Source organism: Bacillus sp. B1(2022), assembly GCF_040259625.1.
Taxonomy (GTDB): domain Bacteria; phylum Bacillota; class Bacilli; order Bacillales; family Bacillaceae; genus Bacillus; species Bacillus velezensis.
Window position 1 is genome coordinate 462,123 of sequence record NZ_JANIFO010000002.1, and the last position, 19,524, is coordinate 481,646.

The 19,524-nt window shown below is 47.3% G+C and carries 16 protein-coding genes; 1 reads left to right on the forward strand and 15 read right to left on the reverse strand.

The window, feature by feature from the left end; all coding sequences use genetic code 11:
* Window positions 1-4: 4 nt before the first annotated feature.
* The 4 genes from NQS30_RS06050 to hemA are packed head-to-tail and all read right to left on the reverse strand — an operon-like array spanning window position 5 to window position 3,955.
* Window positions 5-784 (reverse strand): uroporphyrinogen-III synthase, encoded by a 780-nt coding sequence (locus NQS30_RS06050; protein ID WP_032870754.1) that lies wholly within the window; start codon window positions 782-784, stop codon window positions 5-7.
* On the reverse strand, window positions 774-1,715 hold the full coding sequence (gene hemC / locus NQS30_RS06055) for a hydroxymethylbilane synthase (protein WP_015240314.1): 942 nt from the start codon (window positions 1,713-1,715) through the stop codon (window positions 774-776). The genes NQS30_RS06050 and hemC overlap by 11 nt, the downstream gene beginning before the upstream one ends.
* A gap of 34 nt (window positions 1,716-1,749) precedes the next feature.
* Window positions 1,750-2,580 carry a cytochrome c biogenesis protein gene (locus NQS30_RS06060; RefSeq protein ID WP_007408154.1) on the reverse strand — a complete coding sequence of 277 codons (831 nt, stop codon included), beginning with the start codon at window positions 2,578-2,580 and terminating at the stop codon, window positions 1,750-1,752.
* A gap of 7 nt (window positions 2,581-2,587) precedes the next feature.
* The gene (gene hemA / locus NQS30_RS06065; protein WP_015240315.1) at window positions 2,588-3,955 is read right to left on the reverse strand and encodes a glutamyl-tRNA reductase; all 1,368 of its coding nucleotides are present in this window, start codon (window positions 3,953-3,955) and stop codon (window positions 2,588-2,590) included.
* A 194-nt stretch (window positions 3,956-4,149) separates the two neighbouring features.
* Between hemA and NQS30_RS06070 the strand changes: the two genes are divergently transcribed.
* Window positions 4,150-4,641 (forward strand): hypothetical protein, encoded by a 492-nt coding sequence (locus NQS30_RS06070; RefSeq protein WP_015240316.1) that lies wholly within the window; start codon window positions 4,150-4,152, stop codon window positions 4,639-4,641.
* Between the two features lie 32 nt (window positions 4,642-4,673).
* Here NQS30_RS06070 and yihA read toward each other — a convergent pair whose 3' ends face one another.
* The 11 genes from yihA to ilvC form a co-directional block, all read right to left on the reverse strand.
* Window positions 4,674-5,261, reverse strand: coding sequence for a ribosome biogenesis GTP-binding protein YihA/YsxC (yihA, locus tag NQS30_RS06075; protein WP_003152626.1), 588 nt, complete (start codon window positions 5,259-5,261; stop codon window positions 4,674-4,676).
* Window positions 5,258-7,582 (reverse strand): endopeptidase La, encoded by a 2,325-nt coding sequence (gene lon / locus NQS30_RS06080; RefSeq protein ID WP_052827698.1) that lies wholly within the window; start codon window positions 7,580-7,582, stop codon window positions 5,258-5,260. Before lon ends, yihA begins: the two co-directional genes overlap by 4 nt.
* Before the next feature lie 199 nt (window positions 7,583-7,781).
* Window positions 7,782-9,440, reverse strand: coding sequence for an ATP-dependent protease LonB (gene lonB, locus NQS30_RS06085; protein ID WP_072589424.1), 1,659 nt, complete (start codon window positions 9,438-9,440; stop codon window positions 7,782-7,784).
* Window positions 9,441-9,591: 151 nt separating this feature from the next.
* Window positions 9,592-10,854, reverse strand: coding sequence for an ATP-dependent protease ATP-binding subunit ClpX (gene clpX, locus NQS30_RS06090; RefSeq protein WP_007408149.1), 1,263 nt, complete (start codon window positions 10,852-10,854; stop codon window positions 9,592-9,594).
* Window positions 10,855-11,125: 271 nt separating this feature from the next.
* Window positions 11,126-12,400, reverse strand: a complete 1,275-nt coding sequence (gene tig, locus NQS30_RS06095; RefSeq protein WP_131368792.1) for a trigger factor — start codon at window positions 12,398-12,400, stop codon at window positions 11,126-11,128.
* 216 nt (window positions 12,401-12,616) lie between these two features.
* Window positions 12,617-13,621 (reverse strand): DNA damage checkpoint antagonist DdcA, encoded by a 1,005-nt coding sequence (gene ddcA / locus NQS30_RS06100; protein WP_015240319.1) that lies wholly within the window; start codon window positions 13,619-13,621, stop codon window positions 12,617-12,619.
* Between the two features lie 119 nt (window positions 13,622-13,740).
* Window positions 13,741-14,340 (reverse strand): 3-isopropylmalate dehydratase small subunit, encoded by a 600-nt coding sequence (gene leuD, locus NQS30_RS06105; protein WP_007408146.1) that lies wholly within the window; start codon window positions 14,338-14,340, stop codon window positions 13,741-13,743.
* A gap of 15 nt (window positions 14,341-14,355) precedes the next feature.
* The gene (leuC, locus tag NQS30_RS06110) at window positions 14,356-15,774 is read right to left on the reverse strand and encodes a 3-isopropylmalate dehydratase large subunit (RefSeq protein ID WP_124692793.1); all 1,419 of its coding nucleotides are present in this window, start codon (window positions 15,772-15,774) and stop codon (window positions 14,356-14,358) included.
* A 49-nt stretch (window positions 15,775-15,823) separates the two neighbouring features.
* Window positions 15,824-16,921 carry a 3-isopropylmalate dehydrogenase gene (leuB, locus tag NQS30_RS06115; protein ID WP_124692792.1) on the reverse strand — a complete coding sequence of 366 codons (1,098 nt, stop codon included), beginning with the start codon at window positions 16,919-16,921 and terminating at the stop codon, window positions 15,824-15,826.
* Window positions 16,922-16,941: 20 nt separating this feature from the next.
* Window positions 16,942-18,498: a 2-isopropylmalate synthase gene (locus tag NQS30_RS06120; protein ID WP_124692791.1), complete on the reverse strand. Its 1,557-nt coding sequence runs from the start codon at window positions 18,496-18,498 to the stop codon at window positions 16,942-16,944.
* Window positions 18,485-19,513, reverse strand: a complete 1,029-nt coding sequence (gene ilvC, locus NQS30_RS06125; RefSeq protein WP_003152600.1) for a ketol-acid reductoisomerase — start codon at window positions 19,511-19,513, stop codon at window positions 18,485-18,487. Before ilvC ends, NQS30_RS06120 begins: the two co-directional genes overlap by 14 nt.
* Between the last annotated feature and the right edge of the window lie 11 nt (window positions 19,514-19,524).

The window sequence follows — 19,524 nt, forward strand, 5'->3', positions numbered from 1 at the left end:
ATTATCAATCCTTTCCCGACATGCTGCACATGACGTCCAGCATGCCTTCAATCGTATAAGTGTCAGGCACATGGGATGAGATCCCGTATTCCAAGAGCGCTTTCTCTGTCAAAGGGCCGATGCTGATATAGCTCGCACCGCTGTTTTCCCACGCTTTTTCTCCGTCTCCGACCGCGTGCATAAACGTATGCACCGCCGATGAGCTGGTAAACGTAATAAAATCAAAATGAGAGCGGGATGCAGCCCGTCTCAGCTCGTCCATGCCTTTTTCATCCTGAATGGTATTGTATAACACCCATTCCCTTATTTGATAGCCAAGCGGCTCAAGCTCCGCTTTTATGACATCGCGTGATAAATTGCCCTTTATCACTGAAATGGGTTCGGCAGCTGATGCGTGCCGTTTTAAAGTATCAGCCAGACATTCCGCCACATACTCGTCAGGCATCGCATCCGTCCGGGCTCCCCGCTCTTTCAGGGCGCGCGCAGTCTTTTCACCGACGGCTGCGATTTTTTTCCGTCCCGAAAGCGCAAGATCGTGACGATCAAGATAGGAAAAAAAGAACCGGACACCGTTTACGCTTGTAAACACAAGCCATCCCGGCTCAGAAAGGTCTTCCCGCAGACTGTCCGCACATTCATCCGGGAGCGCTTCCTGAAAAGCGATCAGCGAAGCGGAAACAGCCGTTCCGCCGAGCGCCTCCACTTTTTTTCGGAACGGAGCGGCCTGTCTTTTGTTCCGGGTGACAAGCACGGTCTTTCCTTGTAAAGGAAGGTCATTTGCCATCCTGATCGAGCTCCTGTTTCACGCTGTCGATTAGTGCTTTGGCTCCTTTTTCAGACATCATCGCCGCACAGCGTTTACCGATTTCTTCCGGATCATGTCCCGCCGCTGTTTCTTTATAAATCGTCTTTCCGTCCGGAGACGCGACAAGACCGACCAATTCAACCTCATCCCGGTCATTGACGGACGCATACCCGGCTATCGGCACTTGGCAGCCGCCTTCCATCGCGTGTAAGAAAGCCCGTTCGGCTGCCACCGTGCGCTGCGTATACTCATCGGTAAATTGCGCAAACAGCTTCAAAAGCTCCTCATCCGACTCTCTGCATTCAATGGCAAGAGCGCCTTGGCCGACCGCAGGCAGACAGCGGGCCGGTTCGAGAAATTCAGATACGACATCATCTTTCCAGCCCATTCTTGAAAGTCCCGCAGCCGCTAAAATAATAGCATCGTAATCTTCCGTTTCAAGCTTTTGAAGTCTCGTATCGATATTGCCTCTGATCCACTTAATTGTAAGATCAGGGCGTTCAGCAAGAATCTGGGCGCTTCTTCTTAAACTGCTGGTGCCGATGATGCCCCCTTCTTTTATGTCGTCCAGCTTTTGATGCCCCTTTGAAATCAGCGCATCACGCGGATCCTCACGTTTCGGTATGCAGCCTATGACAAGACCCTCAGGCAAAACGGCGGGCATGTCTTTCATGCTGTGAACCGCCATATCAATCTCCTGATGCAGCAGCGCCTGTTCAATCTCTTTGACAAACAAACCTTTGCCGCCCACTTTTGACAGCGTAACATCGAGGATGCGGTCGCCTTTTGTGACAATCTCCCGGATTTCAAAGTTATAGGAAGGGTTCAATTCCTTCAGTTTGTTAATCACCCATTTTGTCTGGGTCATAGCCAGTTTGCTCCGTCTGGAACCTACCTTAATCGTTCTCATTTTCTTTCCTCCCGAATCTGTTTGGGCGCGTGCGTTAACTGAACCAATGGAATTGCGACAGGCTTCCGAGCAGGAAGTAATTAATCATCAGCACGAGAAAACATGCTGAATTCCATAACGCCGCCACTTTTCCCTGCAGTTCCTTAATCATTCTGATATATAAATAGTAGCTGTATAAAAGCAGCACAATAAACGAGCCGAGCACTTTTGAATCAAACCAGTACAGCGTTTCCAGCGACACATACGCCCAGATCACGCCTAATATCAGGCTCAACAGCAGCATCGGAACCCCGATGACATTTAAAACGTAAGCCATATAATCAAGTTTTGACAAATCTTCAATTCTCAACAGCCATTTTCCCCACTTTTTCTTCTTTAATAAAGAATATTGAAACTGATAAAGAAGCGAAAAGACAAAAGAAAGGGAAAAAGCGCCGTAAGACAGAATCGCCATTGTAATATGAATGACCAAAAGCTCTGAGACCAGCTGGCCGGAAAAAGCGGCCGAATGCTGATCCGTCGGTGAAAACGTATGGATCGCAATCATCGAGAAACCGATGACATTCGTGAAAAACACGATAAAATCAACGCGCAGAATCTGCGTGACCACAAGTGAGAGCGTGACAAGCACCCACGCATAAAAGTAAAGGGCCTCCGTAATATTCAAGACCGGAAATCTGCCCGTCTGCCACATGAAATAAGAAAGATAGACAGTTTGCAGAGTCCAGACAATAGAAAGCAACCAGAAGGCCATTTTCCCAGCCTTCCGGTTGTGTTGAAGAAAATCTATAAAGTAAAAAAGGACGCTTACTGCATAAATAACAATTGTCGCTTCATTAAGTCTTGCCATTGCTGTATCAATCATACAGCCCTCACTCACTTACAAGCGGACGTAAGCCCGTTTTTGCTTCTGCCTTTTGAAACGAATGAACCGTCTGGCGGTTATCCAGGCTTTTGTCCAGCTGGCGGCCGGCCTCTTCCTCAATATCGAATATCTGCATAAACAGCTTCAGCTTTTCATCTGAATCCGCTTCAGCCGCAAGCTCTTTCGCTTTCAGAATCGGGTCGCGCAGCATTTGGTTAATGATGCTTTTCGTATGTTTGCTGAGAAGTTTTTTCTCTCTTACCGTCAGATGAGGCAGCTTGCGCTCAATGCTCTGCATCGTATCGGACTGGATGGACAGCGCCTTTTCACGCAGCGCCGAAATGACCGGCACAACGCCGAGCGTATTAAGCCACTGCTTAAACTCAACAATTGCCGCTTCAATAAACAGCTCGACTTTTTCAGCGGTTTCACGGCGTTCTTGTAAGTTGGCTTCAACGATTCCTTCAAGGTCATCAATATCGTACAGAAAAACACCTTCAAGATCGTTCAGCGCCGGATCGAGGTCCCTCGGCACAGCGATATCCACCATAAATAACGGGCGGCCTTTCCGCTGTCTGCCCGCTCTCTCCATCATTTCTTTAGACACGACGAAATCACTTGCGCCTGTCGAACTGATTAAAATATCAGCTTCAGCAAGTGCATGTTCAAGCTGGTTTAAGCTGCGCGCTTCTCCGGAGAAACGGTCAGCAAGCGCTTTTGCCTTCAAAAACGTTCTGTTGATGACCGTTACTTTGCCGATGCCCTGACCGTGCAGGTTTTCTGCGGCGAGCTCGCCCATTTTTCCCGCACCGAGAATCAAAATGTGCTTATTTGACAATGAGCCGAAGATTTTTTTCGCGAGTTCAACGGCGGCGTAACTGACGGAAACGGCATTGGCGCCGATATCGGTTTCGGCATGCGTGCGTTTGCCGACGGTCACCGCCTGTTTAAACAGCTCATTGAAAATGGTGCCGATCGTCTTTTCTGCCTGCGCCGTTTTAAAGCTCGAGCGGACCTGGCCGAGTATTTGCGTTTCTCCGATGACCATGGAATCCAAGCCGCACGCCACACGGAATAAATGCTCGATCGCCGCGTCGCTCTCATAAAATTTCAGAAACGGAGACAGCTCTTCTTTCGGCAGCGAGAACCATTCGGATAAAAATGTCTTTATATAATAACGGCCGGTATGAAGCTGGTCGACCACCGCATATATTTCGGTGCGGTTGCAGGTTGACACGATAATGTTTTCAAGAACGCTTTTTTCTCCTTTTAAACGGAGCATCGCTTCTGCAAGTTCATCCGGCTGAAAACTTATTTTTTCGCGTATTTCAATAGGGGCGGATTTATAATCTACTCCCACAACAAGAATATGCATCGCTTTCATGCACCCCCGTACATCGCAATTTATTTATAATCATTCTAACATAGAATTTATTATTTATAATGATTATAACATAGTTTCTTCGGGAAAATGTGAACAGATTTCAAAAATGTTATGCTATAGTATAAAAAGCTCGTTTCCACTGTAATCATCATACTAAAAATCCTTTACTGCGGGTAGGTGACAGGATGAAAAAAACATCAATTTTATTACCGGGACTTCTGCTTGCCGCTTCATTATTCGCATGGCTTCAGAGCGGACAGGTTCACCTGTTTGCGAATCAGGGGGAATGGCCGGTGCTCCTTATGCTTTTGGGCGCTGTGCTCTTGTATCAGGGCAAAAAGGAAGCGGCCGGGCCTCACGTCCTGATCGGCATGCTTCTTTTCGGCATAGGTTTACACTTTTTCGCCAAACCTGAGCTCTCATGGTGGCCGGGAGATTTTGAAATGATTCTCTTCGTCTTCGGGTTCTCCTTATTTGCGGCAGCCAGAAAAGAATATGTATACGAAGCGGTTGCCATGATTGGTTTTTCCCTCTTTTTATACTTCTTTAAACAAATTACGGCGTGGCTGGAGTCCGTCCATATTCCGACGGAACACTTCAAAACATACTGGCCGTATGTTTTCATCGGAATCAGCCTTTTATTATTGTTTATCAAGCGGAACAAAACTATACGATAAAACCCAAAACGCACTGCGTTTTGGGTTTTTCATTACCGGCTGATCATTTTTTTAATGGCTCCCCATGCTTCATCTTTGCCTTTTTTCGTTTCAGAGGAAAATAAAATCAGCTCATCTTCAGGATCCATATCAAGCGTCTGTTTGACAACCTTTAAGTGCTTGTCCCATTTTCCTTTTGGAATCTTATCCGCTTTTGTCGCGATAACGATGACGGGAATGCCGTAATACTTCAGGAATTCATACATGTTCACGTCTTCAGCAGACGGCGCGTGCCTGAGGTCGACAATCTGCACGCAGGCTTTCAGCTCTTCGCGGGTCGTCATATAGGTTTCAATCATTCTCCCCCATGCTTCCCGCTCGCTTTTGGAAACTTTCGCAAATCCGTACCCGGGAACGTCGACAAAATGCAATTCATCATTGATGATGTAAAAGTTTAGGGTCTGTGTTTTCCCCGGTTTCGATGACGTTCTGGCCAAGTTTTTCCGATTGATTAATGAATTGATAAAAGATGACTTTCCTACATTTGATCTTCCCGCCAGCGCGATTTCCGGAAGCCCCCCATCAGGGTACTGTTCGGGTTTGACCGCGCTGATCACGATTTCTGACTTTGTGACTTTCATTTCTTCTCTCCTACTAAGGCATGTTCCAAAACGTCATCCAGGTGAGAAACGAATATAAACTTCAGTCCTTCTCTGACGCTTTCTGGAATATCCTCTATATCTTTTTCGTTATCTTTAGGCGCAATAATAGTGGTCAGGCCCGCTCTGTGCGCGCCGAGCGCCTTTTCTTTCAGTCCGCCGATCGGAAGCACCCGGCCCCGCAGCGTGATTTCTCCCGTCATACCGACTTCGCGTTTTACCGCACGGTCCGTTAATGCTGAAACGAGCGCCGTGGCCATCGTAATTCCGGCAGAAGGGCCGTCTTTCGGCACCGCTCCTTCAGGGACATGGATATGAATGTCATACTTCTCATGGAATTTCGGGTCGATTCCGAACTGTTCCGCTTTCGAGCGGACATAACTGAAAGCGGCCTGTGCTGATTCCCGCATGACATCTCCAAGCTTCCCGGTCAGAATCAGCTTTCCTTTTCCCGGTGACAATGACACTTCGATTGACAGCGTATCTCCGCCGACCGTCGTATACGCGAGCCCCGTGACAACCCCGATTTGATCTTCGGTTTCCGCCTGTCCGTATCTGAATATCCGTTTTCCGAGATAGTCGGCCAGATTTTTCTCTGTAACGGTAATGCGTTTTCTCTCCTCAGACACAATGGCTTTTGCAGCCTTTCGGCAAATGGCGGCAATCTGGCGTTCAAGCGTTCTCACGCCGGCTTCCCTCGTGTAGTAGCGGATGATGTCCGTAATCGCCTGGTCCCGAATCTGCAGGCTGCTCTTTGTGAGCCCGTGCTCTTTGATTTGTTTCGGAAGCAGGTGGTCCTTCACGATCTCCAGCTTTTCGTTTTCAGTGTAGCCTGACAGGCTGATAATCTCCATTCTGTCTCTGAGAGGTCCCGGTATGGAAGCAAGGTTATTCGCAGTCGCGATAAACAGCACTTTCGATAAATCGAACGTCTCTTCAATATAGTGGTCACTGAATGTGCTGTTTTGTTCCGGATCCAGCACCTCAAGCATCGCTGAAGACGGATCGCCTCTGAAATCAGACGACATTTTATCGATCTCATCCAGGAGAAAAACCGGATTTTGTTTGCCGGCTTTTTTCATCCCCTGTATAATACGGCCAGGCATCGCTCCGACGTATGTACGCCGGTGCCCGCGGATTTCAGACTCATCGCGCACTCCGCCCAGTGAAATTCTCACAAAACGGCGCCCCATGCTCGTACTGATTGATTTTGCAAGAGATGTTTTACCGACTCCCGGAGGTCCGGCCAGACAAAGAATCGGCCCTTTCAGCGTTTTCGTCAGCTGTTTCACGGCCAAATACTCCAAAATCCGCTCTTTCACTTTCTCTAAGCCGTGGTGCTCTTTATCTAAGATTTCCCCGGCTTTTTTAATATCAAGTTTATCTTCTGTTTCATCCGACCACGGAAGGGCGATGAGCCAGTCAATATAGTTGCGGATAACAGAGCTTTCCGCTGAGCTTGACGGCACTTTTTCGTAACGGCTTAATTCCTTAAGCGCCGTTTCTTTGACACGCTCAGGCATGCCTGCTTCTTCTATCTTTTCCGTGAGCGACTGAACTTCGCCGGTTTTTCCTTCTTTGTCGCCAAGCTCCTTCTGAATGGCTTTCATCTGTTCACGCAAGTAGTATTCCTTTTGAGTGCGTTCCATCGAACGTTTGACGCGCTGACCGATTTTTTTCTCAATCTCCAGCACTTCTTTTTCATTATGAATGGAACGGATGACCTTATTCAGACGTTCTTTAATATCCGCCGTTTCTAAAATGTCCTGCTTGTCCTTTAATTTCAGCGGGAGATGAGAAGCAACGATATCCGCCATTCTGCCGGGCTCTTCAATATCAGTCACAGCCGCATACGTTTCTGCGGAGATTTTTTTAGAAATTTTTATGTACTGGTCAAAATGGTCCAGCAGCGTCCGCATAAGCGCTTCGTCTTCCACGTCTTTTGAATCATCCTCATGCATCAGCTGTATATCGACCGAAGTATAATCTTCGAGCTCGGTGTATTCAAGGATCTGCGCCCGCTGAATTCCTTCTACAAGCACTCTGATCGTACCGTTGGGCAGCTTCAGCATCTGTTTAATTTTTGTATAAGTGCCGACGGCGAAAATATCCTCTTCACCCGGTTCGTCTATCGAAATATCCTGCTGAGTGGCTAAAAAAATCATATGATCATGCATCATTGCCTGTTCAAGAGCCTGAACCGACTTGTCACGGCCTACATCTAAATGTAAAACCATTGTCGGGTATACCAATAAGCCTCTTAAAGGGAGGAGCGGGATGCTGCGTTTTGTATCTTCTGCCATGTGACTGACACCTCCGTGACTTTAGTATGAACCATTATAATACAACTTTTTCATCGTTGTACAATTCCGGGATCGGGCTTTAATCGGCTTATCCGCCTGCCCTGTATATAAAACAGTCTCTTCGTAGTATACCCTTTCTTTCTGTTCTGAAAAAGGAAAAGATGTCCTCCATCAAAAAACCCCATTATAAAAATGGGGTTTATACGGATTCTTTATTCATTTGGATATCAAACGGTTTTTGTTCTGAAGGAGGGTCAACCAATATGACGTCCAGCACTTCCTGGAACGTTTTTACCGCTTTAATGGTGATTCCGTCTATTCGTTTCAGAATGGACTGCTGATTTTCATATGGGATAATGACCGTTTTTGCTCCGGCCTGTTTTGCGGCTTTAATTTTCGGAATGACGCCGCCGATCGGTTTGACAAGCCCCGTCAGGCTGATTTCTCCCGTCATCGCCACCGTATGGTCGATCGGGATGCGGTGAATCGCGGAAAAAATCCCCGCGGCCATCGCGATACCTGCTGAAGGTCCGTCTATCGGGCCTCCGCCCGGAAAATTGACGTGAATGTCATAGTCTGAAGGTTTGATGCCCATTGTGCGCAGAACCGTCAGAACATTTTCCACAGATCCCTTCGCCATGCTTTTGCGGCGGATCGACTTCGATTGGCTGCCGATGCTTTCTTCCTCTGCAATTCCCGTGATATTCAGGCTTCCTTTGTCCTGCGCAGGTGTGACATTCACTTCGATTTCCAGCAATGCGCCGCTGTTCGGCCCGTAGACAGCAAGTCCGTTCACGATGCCGACTTGCGGTTCATCGGCGATTTTCTGCTCATTTTTAGGTGTGAGCTGACTGGAATGAACAACCCATTCTATATCTTCTGTCGTAATTTCTTTTCTGTCCTCAGTCACCGCCATGCCGGCGGCGATCTGGATCATATTGACGGCTTCACGTCCGTTTCTCGTATATGAGGTCAGCACATTGAGAGCTTCGTCAGAAATCTCTTTCTGAATTTTGTCGGCTGCTTTTTTCGCAACGATTTTAAGTTCATCCTTTTCCAGCTCGCGGAAAAATACTTCAAGACAGCGCGAACGGATGGCCGGCGGAATTTCATTCGGCATTCTCGTTGTCGCTCCGATCAAACGGAAATCTGCCGGAAGCCCATTTTGAAAAATATCATGAATGTGATTCGGTATTTGCGTATTTTCTTCACTGTAATACGCACTGTCTAAAAATACTTTTCGATCTTCAAGCACCTTCAGCATTTTATTCATCTGAATCGGGTGAAGCTCGCCGATTTCATCAATAAACAATACCCCGCCGTGAGCATGGGTCACAGCCCCCTGTTTCGGCTGCGGAATGCCTGCTTGGCCCATCGCACCCGCTCCCTGATAAATCGGATCATGCACTGAACCGATAAGCGGATCGGCAATCCCCCGTTCATCAAACCGCGCGGTCGTCGCATCAAGTTCAACAAATACAGCCTGCTTTTGAAACGGTGACTGTTTATGTTTTTTCGCTTCTTCCAATACCAGCCGCGCCGCAGCCGTTTTACCGACTCCCGGAGGACCGTAAATAATGACGTGCTGCGGGTTCGGTCCGCAAAGCGCTGCTTTTAACGCTTTAATTCCGTCTTCCTGGCCGACAATGTCCTGAAAGCTTTTCGGCCGCACCTTTTCTGATAAAGGTTCTGATAAACTGATGGCGCGCATTTTGCGCAGCTGTTCCATTTCTTTTTTTGATTCTTTATCTATCGTCACTTTTTGTGTACGCTGGTTTTTGAGCAGATTCCAAAAATATAATCCGATGACTATCCCGAAAAACAGCTGTACAAATAATGCGATCCCTGTCCAACTCATGCTGGTCCCTCCTGAAAAAAACGATTTATGTATCCAATTCATTCCTCTGTCCGCTAGTATCTCCCAGCAAAGCCCGGAATAAACATTTTCAGAAGGGTCAGGACAAGAAAAAAAACCTCCTGATCAATTCGAGTCAGGAGGTTTTGTCATGTTATGCTGATGTTTTATCTTGGCCGACAACTGTGCCGTCTTTTAATACAAGACGCGGTGCTTCACCGTCTGCGACTGTCGCTCCGGTAATGACACATTTTTCAATATCATCGCGGGACGGCAGATCAAACATGACGTCAAGCATGATGCCTTCAATGATAGAACGCAGGCCGCGTGCGCCTGTTTTACGCTCGATCGCTTTTTTCGCAATTTCAGATAATGCCTCGTCTTCAAATTCAAGCTCGACATCATCAAGTTCTAACATTTTCTTGTATTGTTTGACGAGTGCGTTTTTCGGTTTAGTCAGAATTTCAACCAGTGCCGTTTCGTCAAGCTGCTCAAGGCTTGCAATGACAGGAAGACGGCCGATGAATTCAGGAATCAGACCGAAACGGAGCAAGTCTTCAGGAAGAACTTTAGAAAGCAGTTCTTCTTTTTCCAGGTCCGCCGCTTTATTATCTGAGCCGAAGCCGATGACTTTTTGTCCGAGACGGCGTTTGATGATTTGTTCAATGCCGTCAAATGCACCGCCGCAAATGAACAGAATGTTCGTCGTATCGATCTGGATGAATTCCTGATGAGGATGTTTGCGTCCTCCTTGAGGCGGCACGCTTGCAACCGTTCCTTCAAGAATTTTCAGCAGCGCCTGCTGAACGCCTTCGCCTGATACGTCGCGTGTAATGGACGGGTTTTCAGATTTTCGCGCTACTTTATCGATTTCATCGATATAAATAATGCCTTTTTCTGCTTTTTCCACATCATAGTCTGCTGCCTGAATCAGCTTGAGGAGGATGTTTTCCACGTCCTCACCGACATACCCGGCTTCAGTCAGAGATGTAGCGTCCGCGATCGCAAACGGCACGTTCAGAATACGCGCAAGCGTCTGGGCAAGAAGTGTTTTCCCGCTTCCAGTCGGTCCGATTAAAGAAATATTACTTTTAGAAAGCTCGACATCATCCACTTTACTGTTGGAGTTGATGCGTTTGTAATGGTTGTATACCGCAACCGCAAGTGATTTCTTCGCCTGATCCTGTCCGATGACATATTCATTCAGAATCTCACGGATTTCCTGCGGCTTCGGAACGTCTTTAAATTCGACTTCTTCTTCTGTACCAAGCTCTTCCTCTACGATTTCTGTACAGAGCTCAATACATTCGTCGCATATATATACACCCGGTCCTGCAACCAGCTTACGAACCTGATCTTGCGTTTTTCCGCAGAACGAGCATTTCAATTGTCCTTTTTCCTCGTTGAATTTAAACATTCTTTCACCCCTTAATCTTGTCTCACTTTTTCTTTTACCTGAAGGGCAAAAGAAAACGGTTCTTGCTACGATCGAGTATGTATTGCATTTTACCATACTTTCCAGTAAGACGGTAACAATGTGTTTCGCACTTGCACATTCTATATGTATGACGAAAAACAGCCCGGCAATGACTATCTTGCCCCAAGAAAAAGAGTTATATCATAATTGTACAAAACAAGGCACGAATTAATCGCGCCCTGTTTTATTATGTCTATTATTATGAACCATATTAACGGTTTTCTACAAGAAAATCAATTGCTTTTCGAACTTTTAAATCTTCTTTCATCGCGTCAGTTGAACCGATTGCCTGCTTGATGTTTTCAACCGGCATGTTGTAAGCTTCAGCCATTTTAGTCAGCTCAGCTTCAACTTCTTCGTCTGTTACTTCAAGGTTTTCAGCTTGAGCGATCGCTTCAAGAGTCAGGTTTGATTTTACGCGTTTTGCGGCATCTTCTTTCATTTGCTCTTTTAACGCGTTTTCGTCTTGGCCTGAGAATTGAGTGTAAAGCTCAAGGTTCATGCCTTGCATTTGCAGACGCTGTTCGAATTCTTTCAGCATGCGGTCAAGCTCAGTGTCGATCATCGCTTGAGGAACATCAGCTTCAGCGTTTTCAGATGCTTTCAGAACAAGCTCTTCACGCAATTTAGCGTCAGCTTCGTTTTCTTTTGCTTCTTCAAGGTGTTTTTTTGTTTTCTCAGTTAATTCAGCAAGCGTTTCAACTTCTTCGTCAATGTCTTTTGCGAATTCGTCGTTAAGCTCAGGAAGCTCTTTCGCTTTGATTTCATGAATTTTCACTTTGAAAACAGCTGGTTTTCCGGCAAGCTCTTCAGCGTGGTACTCTTCAGGGAATGTTACTTCAACATCCTTTTCAGCGCCTGCTTCAAGGCCTGTTAACTGCTCTTCGAAGCCCGGGATGAATGAACCTGATCCTACTTCAAGTGAGTAGTTCTCAGCTTTTCCGCCTTCAAACGCTTCGCCGTCAACGAAACCTTCGAAGTCAAGAACGACTGTATCGCCGTTTTCAACAGCGCCTTCTTCTTTCACGACAAGCTCAGCCTGACGCTCTTGAAGCGCTTTAAGTTCGTTTTGTACATCTTCGTCAGTAACGGCAGTGTCATCTTTTTCGATTCCTAAGCCTTTGTAGTCGCCAAGTTTCACTTCCGGTTTTACAGTCACTTTTGCAGTGAAAATCAAGCTTTCGCCTTTTTCGATTTTTTCAACATCGATTTCAGGGCGGTCTACAGGCTCAATGCCGGCTTCTTCAACCGCTTTAGGGTATTCTACAGGAAGTAAAATATCTAAAGCATCCTGGTAAAGAGCTTCAACGCCGAAACGCTGTTCGAATAAACCGCGGGGAACTTTCCCTTTGCGGAATCCAGGAATAGAAACCTGTTTTACTACTTTTTTAAATGCATCATCAAGAGCTGTTTTGAACGTATCCGCGTCAACTTCAACCGTTAATACGCCTTCGTTGCCTTCTTGTTTTTCCCATTTTACAGACATGTGTTTCCCTCCAAAAATCTATTCAGGTTGTGTCGGTCTTCCATTCTAAAGCAATCCGCGGCTTTGTCAAAGAAAAAACCGCTTTGAATCAGAATCATTATGTAATGAACTGGCAGCCTGTCCAACCGTAATTCTCATTTCAGTTAAACCGCTATACATAAATACAACCACTATATTATAACATAACGCCTACCGCTTTCAACTATATGGTGTGATTTACAAATAAGAAATTTCTTCAATATCCTTAATCATCGTGCAGGCTTCTTCGAGTTCGCGGCTGTCAAACTCGTACATCATATGAAGTTCCTCCGGCTCAATGTCAATGCCGTGCATCTCGTAACCGACCTTATGAAGCGCCGCCGCCCATAAATCTGCGTTCAAAAACTTCGGCATAAAAGGGTACAGGACGTACAGATGCCTTCTCCACAGCTCCTCGACGGCAGCGTATAATGTAGGGTTTTCATTGCCGAGCGTTTCATCAAGCACCCGGAGAACGCGATGCAAAATCGGAGCCGCATCAGGCTGAACCGTTTCACTCGGAACCGCGGTCATTGAATCGCCGAATTTTGTAATATGGACCGGCTTGCTGTAGTCATGCTCCGCCATCAGCGTCAAAATCATCGTCTTGATAAGAGGATGAGCGCCCGGATCTTGAAGAATCGTTTTTAAGAGACCCGTGTATTTTGCAATATTGCGGTCTTTGAGAGAATGAATCAGATTCATTTGTTCAGCGGGGCTGTTCAGCACTTTTTCCGCATCAAGAATGTCCTCGTATTCCTCCTCCCACGCTTCATCCTGCTGGTCGGGATCGGTCATTTTGCGGCTGAATTCGAGCAGCCGGTAGAATTGCTCCGCACTTTCTGCGGGCAGCTGGTTTTCTTCCAGCACAGCTTCAATTGTGCTTTTGACTTCTTCATATTGTTTCAGCTGAATTAAAATGGTCATGTACACCTGCAGTACGGTGAAATAATGGCCGTACCCTTCATTCAGCATTTTCTCGCAAACTTGTTTTGCTTCTTCCAATTCCCCGAGTTCCAGAAAACAAATCGCCATGCCTAAATGTACGTCGGACTCGGTATCGCCGTGGCTTACCGCCTCTGAAAACAGTTCGAGGGCCTCCTGATACTGTTTGTCCTTCATGGCGGCCATCCCTTTATCAACCAAGCGTTCTTTCAGACGGGGGAAAGGAATGATATCAGCTTTTTTCTTGTCATGCGTCATACTTTATTTCCTTTCAGGCGCTATTTTGTTCAAGTGTATCAACACGCGTCAGGAAACACAAGAAAGGATGGTGCGCACGGTAAAAAAAGCCGCCGGACAGATGCCGGGCGGCTTTTTTTTCAGGCTTGAAGCCATGAACTTCTTTTCGATTCAAACTGCTGAATGTCGTCCTCCAGCAGAAGCGTTAATGAAATTTCATCATAACCGTTAATCAGCATTTCCTTCCAGTGCGGATCGACTTCAAATGAAATCTCTTTTCCTTCACTGTCGTGAATGAGCTGGTTTTCCAAGTCAACCGTCATGTTAAGAGACTGATTTTCATATTGACCGGCGAGTTTTTTCCACTGATCATACGGCATACGGATGGGAAGCATACCGTTTTTAAAACAGTTTTGATGAAAAATATCGGCAAATGACGGAGCAATAATGATTTTGAAGCCGTAATCATCCAGCGCCCAAGGAGCGTGCTCACGGGATGATCCGCAGCCGAAATTCTCTCCGGCAATTAATATGGACGCGCCTTCATAGACTTTGCGGTTTAATTCAAATTCAGGATCAGGCTCACCGTTCTCAAGGTATCTCCAATCAAAAAACGCGAATCTGCCGTATCCGGTTCTTTCAATTCTTTTCAAAAACTGTTTCGGAATAATCTGGTCCGTATCGACGTTGATCCGGTTTAAGACGGCCGCTTTTCCCGTATGTGTTTTTAAAGGTTCCATCTTTTCGCGCACTCCTTACACAACTGTTTTTTCTTGATAAAACTTTCTTACATCGACGAAATGCCCGTGAATGGCCGCCATTGCCGCCATCGCCGGACTGACAAGGTGTGTTCTCGCGCCTTTTCCCTGTCTGCCTTCGAAGTTGCGGTTGGAAGTGGAAGCGCATCGTTCCCCTTCAGGCACGACATCATTGTTCATACTGAGGCACATGCTGCAGCCTGATTCTCTCCATTCAAACCCGGCCTCGAGAAACACGCGGTGCAGCCCTTCTTCTTCGGCCTGCTGTTTCACGCTTTGAGAACCCGGCACCACAATGGCTCTGACGCTGCCGGCGACTTTTCGGCCTTTGATCATATCCGCAGCCTGGCGAAGATCGGTCATCCGCGAATTTGTACAGGAGCCGATAAACACATGCTCGACTTTAATATCTTCAATTTTTTGATTCGGTGCGATTCCCATGTATTCGTACGCGCGGATGGCTTCTTTTTTACCGTCTTCAGAATCAATCGTTTCCGGCGCCGGTATTTGGGCATCGACCGGAAGAACCATACCGGGATTGACGCCCCATGTTACCATTGGAGAAATCTCGCTGCCGTCTAGTACGATGGAATGATCGTATACGGCGCCCGGATCGGTTTTTAACGCTTTCCATTCTGCGGCGGCTTTTTCAAATTCCTCGCCTTTTGGCGCGTATTTACGGTTTTTACAATATTCAATCGTCGTGTCATCCGGAGCGATCAGTCCCGCCCGTGCTCCCGCTTCTATCGACATATTGCAGACGGTCATGCGTTCGTCCATAGACATGTTTCTGAATACTTCCCCGGTGTATTCAATGACATATCCGGTACCGAATTTCACCCCGTATTTTCCGATGACCGACAAGATGACATCCTTCGCGGTCACTCCTTTTTGGAGCGTTCCGTCAACGCGGATTTCAAGCGTTTTCGGCCGCTGCTGCCACAATGTCTGAGTGGAAAGAACATGTTCCACCTCACTTGTGCCGATACCGAAGGCAAGCGCTCCGAATGCACCGTGAGTCGATGTATGGCTGTCTCCGCAAACGATCGTTTTCCCCGGAAGTGTCAGACCAAGCTCAGGCCCGACTACGTGAACGATCCCCTGGTCTGCGCTGTGAAGATCCGCAAGACGGACGCCAAACTCCTCACAATTCCGTTCAAGCGCGGTTACTTGGCGCTTTGCGACTTCATCTTTAATGTCAAAACGGTTGACGGTCGGAATATTGTGGTCCATCGTCGCGAATGTATTCTGCGGCCGTCTGACCTTTCTCCCCTTCTGTCTTAACCCTTCAAACGCCTGAGGAGACGTCACCTCATGAATGAGGTGTAGATCAATATAGAGAAGGTCGGGTTTTCCTTCACCGCTTTTTACAACATGCCGATCCCAAATCTTTTCGATGATTGTTCGAGGCATCATCTTTGTTTCCTCCCTCTACCTATGAACTAAGACCGCTTTCTTTAAAGCGTCACACTATAGATTTTGTATTCGAGCCGGCTAATGCGGCTTTTACTTTTTCAGTAATGTCATGCGTTCCGGCATATTGGCCGTCCCGGGCGATATCACGTGTACGGATGCCGTCTGCAAGCACCTTTGCGACCGCCTTTTCCACCGCCTGCGCTTCGTTTTCAAGCCCGAAAGATGTTCTCAAAAGCATCGCCGCTGATAAAATCGCCGCAAACGGATTGGCCATCCCTTTACCGGCGATGTCAGGCGCAGATCCATGCACGGGTTCAAACAAGTGAAGACCTGAACTTGATAAACTGGCTGACGGCAGCATGCCGAGCGAGCCTGTCAGCATGGAGGCTTCATCGCTTAAAATATCGCCGAACATATTCTCAGTTACGATGACGTCAAATTGGCTCGGAGCGTAGATGAGCTGCATCGCGGCATTATCGACAAGCATATGTTCAAGCGTCACGTCAGGAAATTCTTTTGCGATTTCCTCTGCGGTTTCCCGCCACAGCCTGCTTGAAGAAAGCACATTCGCCTTATCAACGGACGTCACTTTTCCTTTTCTGCCGGCAGCCATCTTAAAGGCTTCTCTGACAACGCGTGCGATTTCTTCTTTCTTATAAAAAAGGGTATCGACCGCTTCCTTTTCTCCCGCTTCATTGACATACTGTCTGCTCGGTTCTCCGAAATAGAGGCCGCCCGTCAGTTCCCTGACGATTACAAAGTCGACGCCGCTGATATATTCTTTTTTCAGCGGAGACGCCTCAGACAGGCTTTTAAATACGGTCACGGGACGCAGATTGGCAAACAGGCCGAGTTTTTTTCTGATGCCGAGCAGGCCTTTTTCCGGTCTGAGCTCCGGAGGATTTTGGTCCCATTTCGGTCCGCCGACTGCCCCGAGCAGGATGGCGTCGGATCTTTCACAAAGAGCCACCGTCTCCTCAGGAAGGGGGTTTTGATGGGCGTCAATGGCCGCTCCCCCGATCAGTCCGTTTTCAAATTCAAATTCATGTCCGAATTGTTCGGCAACGCTTTTCAATACATCTGCCGCTGATTCCGCCACTTCCGGTCCGATTCCGTCACCGGGCAGCAAAGCAATGCGTTTTTTCAAATCAAACGTTCTCCTTTCTATTACGAGCCGACCGCAGTCTGTCTCTTTAATCCGTCTAAATTGCAATCCAGCACCAGCTGCCGGTTCACGGCGTTCAGATAAGCTTTAGCAGAAGCTTCCAGAACATCCTGCGCGATTCCCCGCCCTGATGTTTCTTTTCCGTTCACGGTCACTCTGACAAAAACTTGAGCCAGCGCGTCTTCGCCTTTCCGGTTGGATTGGATGCGGTAGTCTGTCAGTTCAATATTTTTATCGATGCAGCGCCCGAGCGTATTATAAACGGCTTCTACGCTGCCCGCCCCCGTTGCCGCCTCTTGCATCAGCTGTTCGTTTTCCTGATTTTTTAAAGAGACTGTTGCAGTCGGCACCTGAGACGTCCCGTAATGCACTTGCAGAGACAAAAATTCATAGCCGATTTTTTTGTCTGTCACTTTTTCTTCTAAAATAAGAGAAATCAAGTCATCATCGGTAATTTCTTTTTTCTTTTCGGTCAGTTCTTTAAACATCGTAAAATATTTATTGATTTCATCACTATCAAACTGGAATCCAAGCGTATTCAGGCGGTCTTTGAACGCGTGGCGCCCGGAATGCTTTCCGAGTACGAGCGCATCAGCAGTCACGCCGACAAGTTCCGGTGAAATGATTTCATATGTTGATTTTTCTTTCAGGAAACCGTCTTGGTGAATGCCGGACTCATGTGCGAAAGCGTTATCTCCGACGATTGCTTTGTTGCGGGGAACGGCCATGCCCGTCAGTTTGCTGACAAGATCACTCGTCCGCTTCAATTCATGAAGATTAAGAGATGAATCGGCTTGATGCGCGTCATTTCTGACATGAAGCGCAACGGCGATTTCCTCTAGCGCGGCATTCCCGGCTCTTTCTCCTATGCCGTTAATGGCGCATTCAATTTGATCAGCGCCGTTCTCAATTGCCGAAAGCGAGTTGGCAACCGCCATTCCGAGATCATCGTGGCAATGGGCTGAAAGCTTTACCCGGCTGATATTCGGAACGTGTTCCTTCATATATTTAAAGATGTTTCCGTATTCAGCCGGCGTCAGGTAACCTACAGTGTCCGGCAGGTTGATGACGCTCGCGCCGGCATCAATCACTTCTTCAACGATTTCAGCCAGAAACGGAAGTTCGGTGCGGCATGCGTCTTCTGCTGACCATTGAACGATCGGAAAGCGTTCTTTTGCATACTTCACCATTGCAACCGCTTTTTCCTTAACCTCTTCCCGCGTCATTTTCAGCTTATGCTTCAGATGAATGTCAGAAGTGGCGATAAAGATGTGAATCCGCGGGCTGACCCCGTCTTTCAGCGCTTCCCAGGCTGCGTCGATGTCACCTTTGACAGATCGGGCAAGCCCTGTTACCGAACAATTTTTAATCGTTCTTGCGATTTCCTGCACGGCTAAAAAATCACCTCGGGATGAAGCGGGAAATCCCGCTTCAATAATGTCCACCCCGAGTCTTTCAAGCTGCTTGGCTATCGCCAGTTTCTCCCGGGAATTGAGGTTGACCCCGGGGGATTGTTCACCGTCACGAAGGGTCGTGTCGAAAACATTAATTTTGCGCAACAGAGACCACCGCTTCCTTCTTTTTGCCTTGTTTGACAAACGGCATCATTTCACGAAGCTGTCTGCCGACCTTTTCAATCTGATGCTCGTTTTCACTTGCATTGATCGCATTGAAACGAGGACGGTTCACCTGGTTTTCCACGATCCATTCTTTCGCGAATGTACCATTTTGAATATCCGTTAATACTTGTTTCATCGATTCTTTTACCTTCGCATCGACTACGCGCGGCCCTGAGACAAAATCTCCCCATTGAGCCGTATCGGAGATAGAGTATCTCATGCCCGCCAATCCTTCTTCATACATCAAGTCTACGATCAGCTTCAGTTCGTGCAGACACTCGAAGTATGCGAGTTCAGGCTGGTAGCCGGCTTCTGTCAGCGTTTCAAAACCCGCTTTGACAAGCGCCGTTAAACCTCCGCACAGAACGGCCTGCTCACCGAACAAATCCGTTTCCGTTTCTTCCTTAAATGTTGTTTCAAGAACGCCCGCACGCGCTCCGCCGATTCCTTTTGCATAAGCAAGAGCCGTATCTTTCGCTTCGCCTGATACATCCTGGTAGATGGCAAACAATGCCGGTACGCCCGCGCCTTGTTCATATGTTCTTCTGACAAGGTGTCCCGGTCCTTTAGGGGCGACAAGGAATACATCCACATCAGCAGGAGGCACGATCTGATGGAAATGGACGTTAAATCCGTGTGCGAATACTAATGACTTGCCCGCCGTCAATTCATCTTTGATTTCAGCTTCATATACTTTTTGCTGCTGTTCATCCGGAAGAAGAACCATAATGATATCAGCCTGGGCAGCCGCTTCTCTTACCGAAAAGACTTTATGACCGTCTTCTTGGGCCTGTGTAAATGATTTTCCTTGTCTGACGCCGACAATGACATCAATTCCGCTTTCTTTTAAGTTCAGCGCGTGTGCGTGACCTTGTGAACCGTAACCGATAATCGCTACTTTTTTACCCGCCAATACGTTCTCTTTGATATCACCGTTATAATATACTTTTACCATTTTAATCTCTC